Source organism: Ensifer sp. ENS02 (genome assembly GCF_014851885.1).
Lineage (GTDB): Bacteria > Pseudomonadota > Alphaproteobacteria > Rhizobiales > Rhizobiaceae > Ensifer > Ensifer adhaerens.
The window spans coordinates 96932-111586 of record NZ_JACVAO010000001.1 but is presented as its reverse complement, the minus strand read 5'-3'; the positions used below and the strand labels follow the sequence as shown (position 1 = coordinate 111586).

At 63.7% G+C, this 14655-nt stretch carries 12 protein-coding genes; 2 read left to right on the top strand and 10 right to left on the bottom strand.

The window, feature by feature from the left end; translation table 11 throughout:
* Window positions 1-7 precede the first annotated feature (7 nt).
* The 10 genes from IB262_RS00560 to IB262_RS00515 form a co-directional block, all read right to left on the bottom strand.
* On the bottom strand, window positions 8-1525 hold the full coding sequence (locus IB262_RS00560) for a glycerol-3-phosphate dehydrogenase (RefSeq protein ID WP_112974992.1): 1518 nt from the start codon (window positions 1523-1525) through the stop codon (window positions 8-10).
* A 14-nt stretch (window positions 1526-1539) separates the two neighbouring features.
* Complete coding sequence (locus IB262_RS00555) at window positions 1540-2577, bottom strand: 2-hydroxyacid dehydrogenase (protein WP_060582644.1); 1038 nt, start codon at window positions 2575-2577, stop codon at window positions 1540-1542.
* The gene (locus IB262_RS00550) at window positions 2574-4151 is read right to left on the bottom strand and encodes an FGGY-family carbohydrate kinase (RefSeq protein ID WP_112974950.1); all 1578 of its coding nucleotides are present in this window, start codon (window positions 4149-4151) and stop codon (window positions 2574-2576) included. Before IB262_RS00550 ends, IB262_RS00555 begins: the two co-directional genes overlap by 4 nt.
* A complete protein-coding gene (locus IB262_RS00545) occupies window positions 4151-5275 on the bottom strand; it encodes an ABC transporter ATP-binding protein (RefSeq protein WP_060582640.1) in 1125 nt (374 codons plus the stop codon). The genes IB262_RS00550 and IB262_RS00545 overlap by 1 nt, the downstream gene beginning before the upstream one ends.
* Window positions 5272-6390 (bottom strand): ABC transporter ATP-binding protein, encoded by a 1119-nt coding sequence (locus IB262_RS00540; RefSeq protein ID WP_060582638.1) that lies wholly within the window; start codon window positions 6388-6390, stop codon window positions 5272-5274. Before IB262_RS00540 ends, IB262_RS00545 begins: the two co-directional genes overlap by 4 nt.
* A gap of 3 nt (window positions 6391-6393) precedes the next feature.
* Window positions 6394-7251 carry a carbohydrate ABC transporter permease gene (locus IB262_RS00535; protein ID WP_034792198.1) on the bottom strand — a complete coding sequence of 286 codons (858 nt, stop codon included), beginning with the start codon at window positions 7249-7251 and terminating at the stop codon, window positions 6394-6396.
* An 11-nt stretch (window positions 7252-7262) separates the two neighbouring features.
* Window positions 7263-8186, bottom strand: coding sequence for a sugar ABC transporter permease (locus tag IB262_RS00530; protein WP_034792195.1), 924 nt, complete (start codon window positions 8184-8186; stop codon window positions 7263-7265).
* A gap of 185 nt (window positions 8187-8371) precedes the next feature.
* Window positions 8372-9814, bottom strand: coding sequence for an extracellular solute-binding protein (locus IB262_RS00525; RefSeq protein WP_034792193.1), 1443 nt, complete (start codon window positions 9812-9814; stop codon window positions 8372-8374).
* Between the two features lie 122 nt (window positions 9815-9936).
* Window positions 9937-10902, bottom strand: a complete 966-nt coding sequence (locus IB262_RS00520) for a sugar-binding transcriptional regulator (RefSeq protein ID WP_162728681.1) — start codon at window positions 10900-10902, stop codon at window positions 9937-9939.
* Window positions 10903-11180: 278 nt separating this feature from the next.
* On the bottom strand, window positions 11181-11984 hold the full coding sequence (locus IB262_RS00515; protein WP_060515890.1) for a LuxR C-terminal-related transcriptional regulator: 804 nt from the start codon (window positions 11982-11984) through the stop codon (window positions 11181-11183).
* A gap of 185 nt (window positions 11985-12169) precedes the next feature.
* On the opposite strand from IB262_RS00515, the gene IB262_RS00510 reads away from it, so the two are divergent.
* Together IB262_RS00510 and IB262_RS00505 are read left to right on the top strand one after the other, a co-directional pair.
* Window positions 12170-13252 carry an ABC transporter ATP-binding protein gene (locus tag IB262_RS00510; RefSeq protein ID WP_112974951.1) on the top strand — a complete coding sequence of 361 codons (1083 nt, stop codon included), beginning with the start codon at window positions 12170-12172 and terminating at the stop codon, window positions 13250-13252.
* Window positions 13253-13321: 69 nt separating this feature from the next.
* Entirely contained in the window at window positions 13322-14482 is a 1161-nt protein-coding gene (locus tag IB262_RS00505; protein ID WP_060582636.1) for a spermidine/putrescine ABC transporter substrate-binding protein, read from the top strand.
* Window positions 14483-14655 lie beyond the last annotated feature (173 nt).

Genomic DNA, 14655 nt, shown 5'->3' with positions numbered 1-14655 from the left:
TTCTCCTTCAGGCCGCGGCCTGCTGGCGGTCCAGCCAATGAGTAAAGGCCTGCCGCTCGGCCGGCGTCATGTGCAGGCCATGCTTGGTGCGCCGGTCGAGAATGTCGTCCGCCGTCAGCGCCCATTCGTTTTCGATGAGGAAACGCGCCTCGCGCTCGCGAAAGAGCGAACCGAAAGCCGGGCCGAGATCATCAAGCGATGTAGCGCCGGCAAGCAGCGCATGCGTGCGGGTGCCATAGAGCCGCGCATAGTGTTTGGCGAGATCCGATGGCAACCAGCGATAGCGCGCCTTCAACTCACCCAGGAACAGATCAAAATCGGCCGCCGCCATGTCGCCGCCCGGCAGATGCGCCTTCGCCGTCCAGGCCGGCCCCATCTTGGGGAAAAACGGCTTCAGCCGCTCCAGCGCATGTTCGGAAAGCTTGCGGAAAGTGGTGATCTTGCCACCGAAGACCGAGAGCAATGGCGCCTGGTTGTCAGTCGCATCGACCTCGAAAATATAGTCACGGGTGACGGCCGAGGGGTTTTCGGCATTGTCGTCATAGAGCGGTCGTACGCCGGAGAAGCTGTAGACGATATCGTCCGACGTCAGCTGCTGCTTGAAGTAGCGGTTCACCGATTTCAAGAGATAGGCGATCTCGTTGCCGTCGGCGGTCACGTCCTCCGGACGGCCTTCGTAGGGGATATCCGTCGTGCCGATCAGCGCCAGGTCGTTCTGGTAGGGATTGATGAAGATGACCCGCTTGTCCGGGTTCTGCACCAGATAGGCCTGCCGCCCCTCCCAGAATTTCGGCACGACGATGTGGCTGCCCTTGACGAGGCGCACGCTGCGGGTGGAGTTCAGGCCCCCGATCCGGCCGATGACGTCGTTGACCCACGGACCGGCGGTGTTGACGACACAGCGCGCCCTCGCCTCGGTCTTGGCGCCAGTGCGCGTGTCGGTCATCTCGATAAACCAGAGCCCGTCCCGCCTTCGGATCGCGCTGCAGGCGGTCCGGGTCAACACCCGGGCGCCACGAGCGGTGGCATCGAGCGCGTTGAGCACCACGAGGCGCGCGTCATCGACCCAACAGTCGGAATATTCGAACGCTTTGCGATAATCGCGCTTGATCGGCGCGCCCTCGGGCGCCGTCGCAAGGTTGAGGCTGCGGGTGCCCGGCAGGCGTTTGCGCCCGCCGAGATGGTCGTAGAGGAACAGCCCGAGCCGGACGAGCCAGGCCGGGCGGTCCTGAGGGTTATGCGGCAGCACGAAGCGCATCGGCCAGATGATGTGCGGCGCAGACTCCAAAAGCACCTCGCGCTCGATCAGCGCCTCGCGCACCAGCCGGAACTCGTAATATTCGAGATAACGCAGGCCGCCATGCACCAGCTTGCCGGAGCGCGAGCTGGTGCCCTGCGCCAGGTCGTCCTTTTCGCACAACAGCACCGAGAGCCCGCGCCCGGCCGCATCGCGCGCGATGCCCGCACCATTGACGCCGCCGCCGACGACGAACAGATCGTATATTCCGGTCTCGGAACTCACCATCGTTGCTCCTGTCATCAGCACGGATTGACCGGCGGCAGACCGGCGATGTAGCGGCGGACTTCCTCGGCCGCCATTTCGGCGGCGAAGGTGACGGTGCGTACCGAGGCACCGGCAATATGCGGCGTCAGCGTCACATTCGCCAGTTGCAGCAGCGGCCAGTCTTTCGGCACCGGCTCGATCGCGAAGGTTTCGAGCATCGCCGCCGACAGATGGCCGCTCACCAGGTTCTCATAAAGGGCGTCGTAGTCGCAGAGCGGACCGCGCGCCGTGTTCACGAAGATCGCGCCCGGCTTCATCCTGGCGAAGGTCTCTGCATTCATCATGTTGCGCGTCTCCTCCGTGACGCGCGGATGCAGGGTCACGACATCGGAACGGGAGAGAAGCGTGTCGAGCGACACCTGCTCGACGCCGGCGTTCAGATCATCGGCCGAGAGCTGCACATAGGGATCGTGCACCAGCACCTTGGTGCCGAAGGCGCGCAAAAGGCGCACCACCTTGGTCCCGATATTGCCGTAGCCGATGACGCCGACGGTCATTTCGCAGAGCTCGCGACCGGTGCGATCGGCGCGGTAGAGATCGCCCCGCCACTCGCCCTTGCGCAAGGCTTCGTGGCCGGTGCGGATCAGCCGCGTTTCGGCGAGAATGGCACCAAGCGTGAACTCGGCAACGGCGTTGGCGTTGCGGCCGGGCGTGTTGACGACGCGAACGCCGGCATCGCGTGCGGCCCCCATGTCGATGTTGACAGGACCGCCGCGCGAGACGGCGACGAGCCTCAAGCCGGGCAGTGCCTGAAGCATTCCGCGCGACAGAGGCGCCAGTTGCGTCACCAGGATCTCGGCGTCACCGATGAAGTCGATAATGTCCTCCGGCTTGCCGAGATATTCCTTGAGCCCGTCCATGCCCTCGACGGCATAGCCGTGCTCCATCGGCACATCCGGCCAGGGCAGTTCGAGCGTGCGGATGTCATGGCCGTTGCCGGTCGCCTCGACGATCTTGTCGCGAAACACGTCCGGCAGCATGAACCGGTCGCCGATAATGGCTATCTTCTTCATTTCGATGTTTCCTGTTGATTTCCCGCGGTCGCACCTTGGGAGAGTGCGTGCCAGACGGGCCTGAGCGCTGTGCGTGACTGCTGGTAGGTGGGAAAGAGTTCGTTGTAGCGGCAGGCAAGCGCCGGATCGGCGGCCTCCGCGGGGCGCTGATAGGGCGTCACCCAATCGCCGAGGCAATCGGCCATCGAGGGATAGATGCCGAGCGAGACGGCGGCGATCATCGCGGCACCGGCAGCACCGGCCTCCTCCCGCTCGCTCGTCTGGACGCTGGCGCCGAGGGCCGCACCGAGGATGCGGCGGAGCGAGGCGCTGCGGGCAGCGCCGCCCGTCAGCCGGATGCGGCCTGGAAGCGGCCCCATCTCGGCGTAGCAATCGCGCGCCGCCATGGCGAGCCCGTCGAACACCGCCTTTACCATATCGGGAAAGCCGTGGGTGATCGACAGCCCGACGAAGGACGCCCGCGCCGTCGCGTCGACGAAGGGGCCACGCTCGCCGGCTTCCGAGATATAGGGCTGGAAGATCAATGGCGTGTCCTTGGCATCGGCTAGCCAGCCGTCGACAAAAGCGAGCAACTCGCTCTTGGATTTCTCGACCCCCATGCCCTTCAAGAGGCCTGAGGCCAGCGAGAGGATCCAGTCGATATTGAGCGTCGCGGCCATGTTCGACTGCATCTGCGCATAGGCGCCGGGGATCGGCATGCACATGGTGTAGCCGGTCAAGTCCCGGTTCAGCCGCACATCGTCGGCGCCATTGGCGAGCCGCATGTGCATGCCGGTCGAGCCGATGATCGAGCAGCCGGTATCGGTGCCCGGATCGTAGAGCCCGGCGCCAAGCGCGGTGCAGACGACATCGACGTAGCCGAGCACGATGGGCGTGCCTTCGGTGAGGCCCGTGGCCTTCGCGGCCTCGCCCGAGAGCTTGTGATGGGTGGTGGCGCCGTCGACGATCTCGGGAAGCACGTGCTTCAGCTTTTCAAGGCCGAGGAAGGCGATGACGTCGTCGCTGTAGCTGCGGATGCGAAAATTGCCGAAGCTGAAATTGGCCTCGGACGGATCGGTCACCCGCTTGCCGGTCAGCTTGAAATAGAGCCAGTCCTTGCAGTGGAAGGTGGTGGCGACGCCTGAGAGCATCTCGGGCGCATGGTCGCGCATCCAGCGCAGCTGCGGCCCCTGCTGGCAGGCGGCGAGGCCAGAGCCGGTGCTTTCGAAGCGGGCGATATCGCCGCTGTCGGCGCGCAGCCGCTCGACGGTCTCGCCGGCGCGCGCGTCGAGCCACAGCCAGCCCTTGCCGACCGGCACGCCGGCCTTGTCGATCATCCATGTGCCGTCGCCCTGACCGGTCACGGCGATCGCGGCGACACGGCCGGCGAGGTTCTCGATCTTGTCGGAGAGCTGCTTCAGCGTCGTTGCCGCGTCGGCCCAGGTGCGGTCGAGATCCTGCACGCTGCCGGCGCGGCCTACGGCCTCATAGGCGTTCGGTAGTGCCGCCGTGGCGATCTGCCGGCCGGTGAGATCGAAGGCCACCGACTTGATGACCGACGTCCCCGCATCGATGCCGATGAGGATGTCCCGCATCAGGCGAGCTCCTGTCCGTGACTGATCGCCCGTCCGCTCTCGCCATCGAACACATGCAGGCTCGACGGATCGAGATGAATGCCGATCGGCTGGCCGACATCGAGCTCCGTGCGATCGTGCTCGACCAGCACCATGGTGCCGCCGGCAAAGTCCGCGGCGATATGGGTCTGGTCGCCGAGCCACTGGTTGACGGCGACGCGGCCCGTCACACCATCAGCGCTGCGGCGCACCGAATAGGGCCTGATTCCGAGCACCACCTTCTGCCGCTTGATGAGTTCGTCGCGCACCGCATGCGAGAAATCCGACGCCGCATATTCGAGCCGCACGCCGTCCTTGAGCCCAAAGGCCATCTTGCTTTCCGAGCCGGTGACGCTGGCCTCAAAGACGTTCATCGGCGGCTCGCCGACGAAGGTGCCGGTGAACAGATTGGCCGGCCGCTCCTTGATCTTCTGCGGCGTATCGAACTGTTGCAGCACGCCGCCCTCCATGACCGCGATGCGGTCGGCAAGCGCGTTCGCTTCGGTCTGGTCGTGGGTCACGAGGATCGCGGTCAGCCCGCGCTCCTTGATGAAGTGCTTGATGCGGCCGCGAAGCAGCGCCCGAAGCTGCGGCTCGAGCTGTCCCATCGGCTCGTCGAGCAGGTGCAGGTTGGCGTCGCGGATCAGCGCCCGCCCGAGCGAGGCGCGCTGCTGCTGGCCGCCGGAGATCGAGCTCGGATAGCGCCCGAGAATGTCCTCGATTTCGAGCAGTTTGGCGATACTGGCCACCTTCTCGTCGACGACGCCCTGCGAGAGCTTCGAGGCCTTCAGCGCAAAGGCGATGTTCTCGCGCACCGTCAGCGGCGGATAGAGTGAATAGCCCTCGAATGCCATGGCGACGTTGCGGCGCACCGGCGGCAGCGTCTGGACCTCTTTGCCTGCAAGCGAGATCGTTCCGCGCGAGACCGCCTCGAAGCCGGCGATCATGCGCAAGGTCGAAGTCTTGCCGCATCCGGAGGAGCCGAGCAAAGCGATGATCTCGCCCTTTCGCACATCCATGTTCAGCTTCTTCACGGCATGCACGCCGAAGTCGACGGGGCCGTAGAACTTGTCGACGTCCTTGATCAAAAGAGCGGTGTCGGTCATGCCGCTTCTCCATTGCGCTTGGCTGCAAGGTCGGCGCGCGGCAAAAGAGCGCCGCTCGTCTTGTCGAAGAGAAAGGCCTGCGCGCCATTGACGGCAATATGGGCAGGTCCGGCGGTCGGACCAGGCGTGCCGGCCGGACGCGACACCAGGATTTCGCGGCCGCGTGCCGTCAGCGCCAGCGTCACGGTCTTTTCGTTGAGCGGCGTTTCCGCCTCGACCGTCACAGGAATGGCGCCAGGTGCTGCCGCATCGACGAAACTGATCGCCTCCGGCCTGAGCCCGATAACGCACGGACTGCCGACGACATCGGCGCCATAGTCGCCGAGCCGCACCCGGACATTCGAGAGCTCGACGAAGACGTCTCCGCCGCTGCGCTGCGGCGTGACATCCAGCAGGTTGATCGTCGGATCGCCGAAGAGCCGTGCGATCTCGATGTCGGCGGGCGCGTTGTAGATCTCTTGCGGCGTGCCGATCTGGCGGATGCGGCCTGAGGCCATGACCGCGATCCGGTCGCCGAGCGCCATCGCCTCCTTGTAGTCCTGGGTGACGTAGACGACGGTGGCGCCTTGCGCTGCGAGCAGTCGCGGCAGTTCCAGCCGCATCTCGAAGCGGAGCTTCGCGTCGACGTTGCGCAAGGGATCATCGAGGAGAAGCAGCGGCGGCGAGCCGACAAGCGCACGGGCAAGTGCCGTGCGCTGCTTCTGACCGTTCGACAGTGCCTTCGGGTGATGCGTCAGCACATGGTCGATCTTTAAGAGCTTGGCGACCTTCTGCACGCCTGCCGCTATTTTCTCCTTCGACGATCGCGTCGCCGTCAGCGGGCTTGCAATGTTGTCGAATGCACTCATGTGCGGGAAGAGCGCGAAGTTCTGGAAGGCCATGCCGACGCCGCGATGTTCGGCATCGACATCGGTCATGTCCTCGCCGCCGATCAGCACCCTGCCCTCGTCCGGCTCGATAACGCCGGCAACCAGCCGGAGCAGCACGGTCTTGCCGGCGCCGGAGGGGCCGAAGAGCACCAGCCGTTCACCGTCGGCGACGTCAAGCGTAAGATCGTCGAGAACCGTCTGGCTCTTGTAGCGCTTGACGATATTCTTCAGTTGCAGCGTGGTCATGAGTTACCCTTTCACCGCGCCGAGCGACAGGCCTTCGACGAGGTAGCGCTGGGCGTAGAGTGCAAGTGCGAGCGTCGGCGTCACCGAAAGCACGATGGCCGCGGCGATCTGTCCGTATTGGATGCCCGAGGAGGTGACGAAGGCAAGCGCGCCGACCGTCACCGGCTGCTTGTCGGCAGATGCCAGCACCAGCGCGAAGACGAAGTTGTTCCAGGCGAAGATGAAGGCGAGCAGGCCGGCAGCGGCAATGCCCGGTCCGGCAAGCGGCAGCGCAATCTTGCGGAACGTCGCAAACCAGGAGTGCCCGGCGATGCGATAGGCATATTCGACGTCGGCCGAAATGTCCTCGAAGTAGCCGCGCACGATCCAGAGAATCAACGGCAGGCAGATCAGCTGGTAGACCCAGATCAGGCCGAAGTAAGTGTTGGAGAGCCCGAGCCACTGGAAGTACTGCGTCAGCGGCAGGAGCACCAGCAGCGGCGGCGCGAAGCGGAAGGACAGCAGCGTGAACGCGATGTCTTCCGATCCTTTGAACTTGTGGCGGGCAAACGCATAGGCCGCTGGCACGCCGAGCACCAGCGCCACGGCGACGGAGGCGACCGACAGGAAGATCGAGTTGCCGAGATTGCGCATGAAGGCGATGTCGAGCGTTCCGGCCGCCGTCTGCAGCTTGCCGGTGATCAGCGCCGCATAGTTGGAAAGCGTCGGCGAAAACACGACCGATGGCGGGATCGCGAGAATCGTCTCGTTCGTCTGGAACGACATCAGGAAGATCCAGAAGATCGGGAACATGAAGAAGACGACGACGAGCGTGAGGGCGAGACCGCGCAAGGTCCGTTCGAGCGGAGACATGGTTTCCATTGGTCCCTCCTTTACGCTTCGCCGCGTGCGCGTTCGCGCAGCCGCAGCCAGTTTTTGATGAAGACGTTGGACAGCGTGTAGGTGATCGCCCACAGGATGATCAGCAGTGCCGCCGACCGGCCGACATTGGTCGACTGGAAGAAGTTGAGATAGGCCTCGACCTGGAAGACGGTGAGCGTGTTGCCAGGCCCGCCCTGGGTCATCGCGTAGATGATGTCGAACTGCTGGATACTGTCGAGCAACCGGAACAGCGTTGCCGTCAGGATGTAAGGTGTGAGCATCGGAAGCGTGATGCGGAAGAAGACGAAGCTGCGCGGCACGCCATCGAGTGCCGCCGCCTCGAAGGGCTGCGTCGGCAGCGAGCGCAGGCCCGCAAGCAGCAGGATCATGATGAAGGGCGTATAGACCCAGATGTCGACGAGCACGACGGTGAGCAGCGCTGTGTCCGGCGAGGACGCCCAGCGGAAATCATGCAGTCCGATCAGGCTTGCGAGATAGCTGAGGATACCGAAGCTCGGATTGGTCATCAGCTTCCACATCAAGGCGGCCAGCGCCGGCGCAATCATCAGCGGCAAAAGCAGCATGATCGAGATGAAGTTGTTGACCGCGGAGCGCCGCTGCAGCAGCAGCGCGATGCCGAGACCGAGCAGCAGTTCCAGCGTCACGGTGAGGCCGGCATAGAGCAGCGACACTTTCAGCGTGTTCCAGAAGGCCGGGTCGGTGAAGAAGTTGAGGTAGTTTTCGCCCCAGTTGAACTGGCGCGCCCAGGGCTGGCTCAGCCGGTAGCGCTGGAAGGAGTAGATGACCGCCGTGAAGAACGGGATGAGGATGCCGATGCAGACGAGCAGCGCCGGCAGGCTCAGCACATAGGGAAGCATCTTCCTGCTGATCCTGAAACCGGAGGCTGGTCTCTTGAGGGTTTCTGTTGAAGCCATGTCGAGCTCCGTTCCTGACGTCTTTAAAGAGCACGCGGCACGCGGCAGCCTTCAGGCGCCGCGCCAGTTCCTCGGCATCTCAGGTTGATTTCGGCGCGACCTCAAACCGGTCGCAACAGGCCGGTCGAGCCGGCATCTCGGGATCCCCGGCGCGTGCTGGCGCCGGGGATCGCTTGGGAGGCCTATCAGCCGAGACCCGCCTCTTGGAGCTGGCGGTTGATGCTTTCCACGAGCTGGTCGAGACCTTCATCGACCGGCACCTGCTTGGCGACCATCTTCTGCAGCGTCGACGCCCATTCGGTGGTCACGTCGAAGAACAGCGGCTGCGGCGTGAACTTGATGGAGGCGCCGGCGGCCGAGGCGTCGAACATTTCGACGTAACCCGGATACTTGCCGTTGAGCTTCTCGCGGAAGATCTCGTCCTTCCAGATCGACTGGCGAACCGGATCGACGAAGTCCATCTTGGTGGCGCCGAACAGCGCATGCTCCGGACCGGAAGCCCATTGCAGGAAGTACCAGGTGGCGTCCTTGTCCTTGGAGAAGTTGGACATGGCGAGCGACCAGATCCAGATGTTCGGCGTCGAGGCGGTCGCTTCGGGGTTGGCGGCAAAGGCGGCATAGCCGAGCTTGCCGGCCATCTTGTTGTCGCCACCGTTCATGAAGTAGCCGAGGCAATCGGCGTCAAAGATCATCGCCGAAGCGCCGGCGCCAAGGTCGGTGCCGACCTGATACCAGGTGTAGGTCGACCAGTCCTTCGGACCACTTTCCTGGATCATCTGCACGAACTTGGCGTGGTAGGCCTTGGATTCTGCCGTGCCCATCGCCGCTGACAGCTTGCCGTCGGCCGAGACGTTCAGGTCCTTCTGGTTGAAGTTGGCATAACCCGACAGGAAGCCCGGATGGATCGTCGCCCAGGAGCGCGAACCGCGAACGCCGATGCCGTAGATGCCACCGATGTCCTTCTGCAGCTTGGCCGCCACCGTGATCATGTCGTCGAGGTTCTTCGGCAGCTCGACGCCGGCCTTGTCGAACATCTCGCGGTTATAGGTGATGTTGTTCTGCTCGAACGCCCACGGAATGCACCACTGCTTGGCGTCTTCCGAGCCGAGCGCCCCGCCCGGCTGGCCGTTCCAGGCGCAGGAATTCTTCACGCCTGCGAGGAAATCGTCCCAGTTGTAGTTGGGGTTGGTCTTGGCCGGATCCTTGATCCATTCGTTGAGGTCGGCGATCCAGCCGGCCGGACCATAGGTCCAGGTCATGTAGGCGCCGGTCATGAAGGCATCGTATTCTGCCGAGCCCGAAGACAACGCCGCCGTCACCTTGTCGAAATAGACGTCTTCCGGAAACACGTCATAGGTAACGTCGATGCCGGTCAGGTCCTTGAAGGCCTGCAGGTTGGCAATCATCGCATCGGCGTAAGGGTGCTTGTTCAAAAGCAGCTTCAGCTTCTTGCCCGAATGCGCCTTCCAGTCGAAATCGGCGGCGAGCGCCTGCGTCGACATCATGTTGAACAACGTGCCGGCCGTGCCGGCTGCCAGGCCTGCAGCCCCCAATCCCTTGAGCATGCCGCGGCGGTCCACCTCCCCACGCAGGAATGCGCTGATGAGGTCCTTCTCCTTCTCGTACATTCGTCTTCTCCTCCGTTGCGGGTATGATTGCGACTGCCGGCTACCCCACCGGTATTCCTCCCGTTAAGGCCCGGATGGCAGATCCTCCCCGCCCTCCGCATGGCCTCGAATGTGTCAGCGCCTCATGCGCCGTCGGCGGCCAGCGCCCTCGCAGTCCTCTCGTCGGTAATGAGACCGCTCAAATGCCCGCTGGCGAGCACCGCCCGGATGGCTGGAACCTTGATTTTGCCGCCGGCAACAGCGACCGTGCGGCGGTTCTTCAGGTCCTCGCGGCTGAGCGTAAACGTGCGGTCGGAAAGCGTCGTCTCGACCGGCTTGCCGTCGCGGTCGAAGAAGTGGCCGAGCAACTCTCCCATCGCCCCGCCCTTCTGGATGTCCTCGATCTCGCTGGTCTCGATCATGCCGGTCGAAACCAGCGACGCCTCGCGCTCGACGGTGCCAATGCCGACCATCAGGAGATCGGCTGTCTTGGCGAGATCGAAGACTTCGCGCACGCCGCGCTGGCTGAAGAGCACGTCGCGATCCTCGACCGTGTTGGCAAAGAACGGCACTGGCATGACATAGGCCTCTGCCCCCGTGCGCTCGGCGAGCCGGTGGATCACGTCATGCGGGTTGGCGGAGAACTTGCGGGTAAGCCCGCCGAGCAGCGACACGAAGCGGGTGTTGCCGCTGGCGATCCGCGGCAGATACTCGACGCAAGCGGCAAGCGTGCGGCCATGACCGACTCCGACCAGCGCCGTCTCGCCACGCTCGATCTCACGCTTCAGGAACTGTGCGCCGGAAATGCCAAGCGCCTTCAGCGGCAGGTCATCGGAATCGAAGTCCGGCACCACTTCGCAATAGTCGAGGCCGTAGCGCGCCGAAAGCGCCTGTTCGAGCTCCACGCATTCGGAGACTTCGCCGTCGATATAGACCTTCACCAGGCCTTCCTGGTTGGCCTTCATGATCAGCCGGTGGGCCTTGAGCGAGGTGAGCCCCAGGCGCTTGGCGACCTCCGCCTGGGTCAGGCCGCCGGCATAGTGCAGCCACGCCGCCCGTGTCGCCATGCTGGTTTCGTCATCACGAATGCCCGTCCCGCCAATCGTCATTGTCTCCACCCGGCTCTTGTTGCGCTGCATGATATTTTTTGCACCGCGTGATATTTTTATCCGTTAATGAAAGAAATTTCATGGCGTGAAATTTTTGTCAATAGCGTTTGACAAATGAGCGATCACGTTTGCGAAGAGACGGTTGAGCAGTTGCGGCGGCTGCACGCAGGGGCAGCGGTCGCAGGCAAGCGCCAGACGGCGTAGGCTCGTCAAAAGCGGAAAAAGGGCAACGCAGGCGGAAGATCGAACGGCCGATCAGCGGTGCAAGGATCGCAGGATTATTGCCCGAGATTTCTCAGATAGAGCGACAGAAGCTGTGTCTGCGATGAGATGCCGAGCTTGCGATAGACGTTGCGGCGATGAACCTTCACCGTGCCGGTGGAGATGCCGAGCCTGAGGCCGATCGATTCTGACGAATGGCCCTGCAGCACCAGTTCGATGATCGAGGCTTCGCGGTCCGTCAGATTGAGATGCTGCCAGACGCCGTCGGCCGGCGGGTGCGTCGCCTTGCGCCTGCTGCGCCCGGTTTTCGCCAGCGCCGCATCGAACCGGCGGCCGAGATCGGCCCAGTGATGGCGCACCAGGCCGGAGACCAGCGGCTCCACCTTTTTCAACAGCGCGAACTCCGTCGCGCTGAAAGTCCCCGTCGCCTCGCGCCGCATCAGCGAAAGCACGACGGTGATCTGCTCGTCGATCGGCACGAAGAAGCCGACCTCTTCGGCAAGCCCCGTCTGCACATAATAGGTGCGATAATATTCCGAGGAGAAGAACCGGTCGGGCGCCAGCTCCCGCATCCGCCAGACGCCGGGCTCACTCTTGATCGCCGCGTGGTAGAACGGGTCAAGCAGGTACGGTCCAGCCTGATAGAGGCTGACGAAGAGCACGTGATCCTTGGCGTTGAAGGTGCTGTAGAGGTCGATCGGCCGTTCCTTGCCGCGATAGGCAAAGACAACCACGTAGTCGAAGGTCATCAGCGTCGACATCAGCCGCCGATAGGTGGAGCCGACAGCATCGTCGTCCATCGCGGCACCCGCCACCAGCGGCACCATGACCTGAAAAAGTCCTTCGAGATCGACGCTCAAACCGCCCTCCCGGCCGGTGTTTCCTGCTCTGGGGTATACTCCTCACACAGAGCAATCTGCGTTGAAATACCTCTCTCGGGGTATATACCGGCAGGGCACGCGGTGACTAGGCTGTGTGTCAATGACGGTGGAGTACCAGGATGCAAGATCCTGGCGACATCCGATAACAACCGCAGGGAACAGACGTGACATCCGCTTCGACGAACGACATCGAGTTCCGTACGGTCGCCAAACGTTATGGCGCCGTGACGGCCGTTTCCGACATCAATCTTCAGGTGCCGCGCGGCGCCTTCATGGCGCTTCTCGGGCCATCGGGTTGCGGCAAGACCACGTGTCTGCGCATGATCGGCGGCTTCGAGCAGCCGAGCGAAGGCACGGTCTTCATCAGCGGCGAGCCGATGAATGGCGTTGCCGCCTATCGCCGCCCGGTCAACATGGTGTTCCAGCACTATGCGCTGTTCCCCCATCTCGACGTCGAGCAGAACGTCTCCTACGGGCTGAAGCAGATGCGGCCGCGCATCGCCGGCGCCGAGATTTCTCGCCGCGCCCAGGAGGCGCTGGAGATGGTACGGCTCGGCGGTTTCGGCAAGCGCCGCATCCACGAAATGTCCGGCGGCCAGCAGCAGCGCGTGGCGCTCGCCCGCGCCATCGTCAACAAGCCGAAGGTGCTGCTGCTCGACGAGCCCCTCGCCGCCCTCGACAAGAAGCTGCGCACCGCCATGCAGATCGAGCTGCAGACGCTGCAGCGCGAGCTCGGCATCACCTTCGTGCTCGTCACCCACGACCAGGAGGAAGCGCTGTCGATGAGCGATTTCGTCTGCGTCATGAATGCCGGTCGCATCGTCCAGGTCGGCCCGCCGCAGGAAATCTACGACAGGCCCGCAAGCCTCTTCGTCGCCGATTTCGTCGGCAAGACCAATCGCATCTCGGCGACCGTCGACGGCAACGCCTCGATCGAGCTCGCCAACGGCACGCGTTTTGCCGCCCCCGCGATCAACGGCACACGGGGGGCGGCCATGGTGGCACTCCGGCCCGAGGCGATCCGCCTGACGCGCAACGGTGCCGTCAGCACGGCGGCGCTGGCCGGCACCGTCACCCACCGGATCTTCCTGGGGTCAGCGGTCGAATATTCCGTCGCGGTCGACGGTCTCGGCGACTTCCTCGTGACGGCCGACCGCCGCACGCTCGGCGACAGCGAACTGGTCGAGCCCGGCGAAAAGGTCGGCCTCGCCTTCGATCCGAACGCGCTTCACGTCTTTCCAGCCTGACATCACCCGGCTTCCGAAGCCGGTTCTGCCGCCTACGCATGAACGTCAAACGATAAAGGGAACAGCGTCATGAGCAAATGGTACAGAGAGAATGCCCCTATCACCGCCGACCAGCTCGCGGACGAACTGATGCGCCTGAAGCGCGGCTCGGTCACGCGCCGCCACTTCCTCGGCGTCACCGGCCTCGGTCTTGCGACCGCCGTGCTCGCGCGCCAGCCCGGCCTCTTCAATTCCACCGCCTTTGCCGGCGACCTCGGCACACAGATGTCGATCGCCACCTGGCCGAACTACCATGATCCGGCGACCTTCGAAGCCTTCCAGGCGGCCACCGGCGTTGCCGTCGAGGTCAACGTCTTCGGCTCCAACGAAGAGATGCTGGCGAAACTCCAGGCCGGCGGCACCGGCTGGGACCTCTTCGTTCCCACCAACTACACGATCTCGACCTATGTGAAGCTTGGCCTCATCGACGAACTCGATCTTTCCAAGCTTCCCAACTATGACGCGTCGACCGAGACGGCGCGCTTTACCAACGAAGGCATCGTCGACGGCAAGACCTATGCCGTGCCGAAGAACTGGGGCACGACCGGCATCGCGGTCAACTCGGCGAAGATCAAGAAGCCGGTGACGAGCTGGAAGGAATTCTTCGAGATCGCCATGACCGAAGGCGACGGCCGCGCCATGGTGCACGATTACCAGCTCACCACCATCGGCAACGCGCTGGTGTCGCTCGGCTATTCCTTCAACTCGATCAAGCCGGACGAACTCGCCAAGGCCGAGGAACTGCTGATCAAGGTGAAGCCGCACCTCTACGCCATCAACAGCGACTACCAGCCGTCGATGCGCGCGACCGATGCCTGGATGACCATGTGCTGGACCAATGACGGCGCCCAGCTCAACCGCGACATGCCGGAGATCCTGTTCACGCTCGGCAAGGACGGCGGCGAGATCTGGTCGGACTTCTACGCGATCCCGAAGAGTGCCGCCAACAAGGCCGCCGGCTACGCGCTACTCAACTATCTGATGGCGCCGGAAAACGCCATGAAGGAGCACATCGCCAACGGCGCACCGACCACCGACAGCCGCGTCATGAAGCTGCTGCCGGTCGACGTCACCTCCAACAAGATCGTCTATCCGGACGAGGCCGCGCTGACGCCGCTCGAATTCGGCGCCGCCGTGACCCTCACCGACCCCGGCCGCGCCGAACTGATGGCGCGTTTCAAGTCGGCTTGATCTGGCATGTGACTGCCCCTCATCCGCCTGCCGGCACCTTCTCCCCGCAAGCGGGGAGAAGGAACAAGCGGCAAGCTCCCTGCCCTCCTGCTTCTGCCGGAAGAAAGGGACCGGGCGGGTGCCACAAATCCCCTTCCCCCACCTGCGGGGAGAAGGTGCCGGCAGGCGGATGA

Excerpts from the sequence above, each read along its gene's own strand:
- IB262_RS00540 (WP_060582638.1), bottom strand. The coding sequence starts at position 6,390 with ATGACCACGCTGCAACTGAAGAATATCGTCAAGCGCTACAAGAGCCAG.
- IB262_RS00560 (WP_112974992.1), bottom strand. The coding sequence starts at position 1,525 with ATGGTGAGTTCCGAGACCGGAATATACGATCTGTTCGTCGTCGGCGGC.
- IB262_RS00505 (WP_060582636.1), top strand. The coding sequence starts at position 13,322 with ATGAGCAAATGGTACAGAGAGAATGCCCCTATCACCGCCGACCAGCTC.
- IB262_RS00520 (WP_162728681.1), bottom strand. The coding sequence starts at position 10,902 with ATGACGATTGGCGGGACGGGCATTCGTGATGACGAAACCAGCATGGCG.
- IB262_RS00545 (WP_060582640.1), bottom strand. The coding sequence starts at position 5,275 with ATGACCGACACCGCTCTTTTGATCAAGGACGTCGACAAGTTCTACGGC.
- IB262_RS00530 (WP_034792195.1), bottom strand. The coding sequence starts at position 8,186 with ATGGCTTCAACAGAAACCCTCAAGAGACCAGCCTCCGGTTTCAGGATC.
- IB262_RS00525 (WP_034792193.1), bottom strand. The coding sequence starts at position 9,814 with ATGTACGAGAAGGAGAAGGACCTCATCAGCGCATTCCTGCGTGGGGAG.
- IB262_RS00550 (WP_112974950.1), bottom strand. The coding sequence starts at position 4,151 with ATGCGGGACATCCTCATCGGCATCGATGCGGGGACGTCGGTCATCAAG.
- IB262_RS00535 (WP_034792198.1), bottom strand. The coding sequence starts at position 7,251 with ATGGAAACCATGTCTCCGCTCGAACGGACCTTGCGCGGTCTCGCCCTC.
- IB262_RS00555 (WP_060582644.1), bottom strand. The coding sequence starts at position 2,577 with ATGAAGAAGATAGCCATTATCGGCGACCGGTTCATGCTGCCGGACGTG.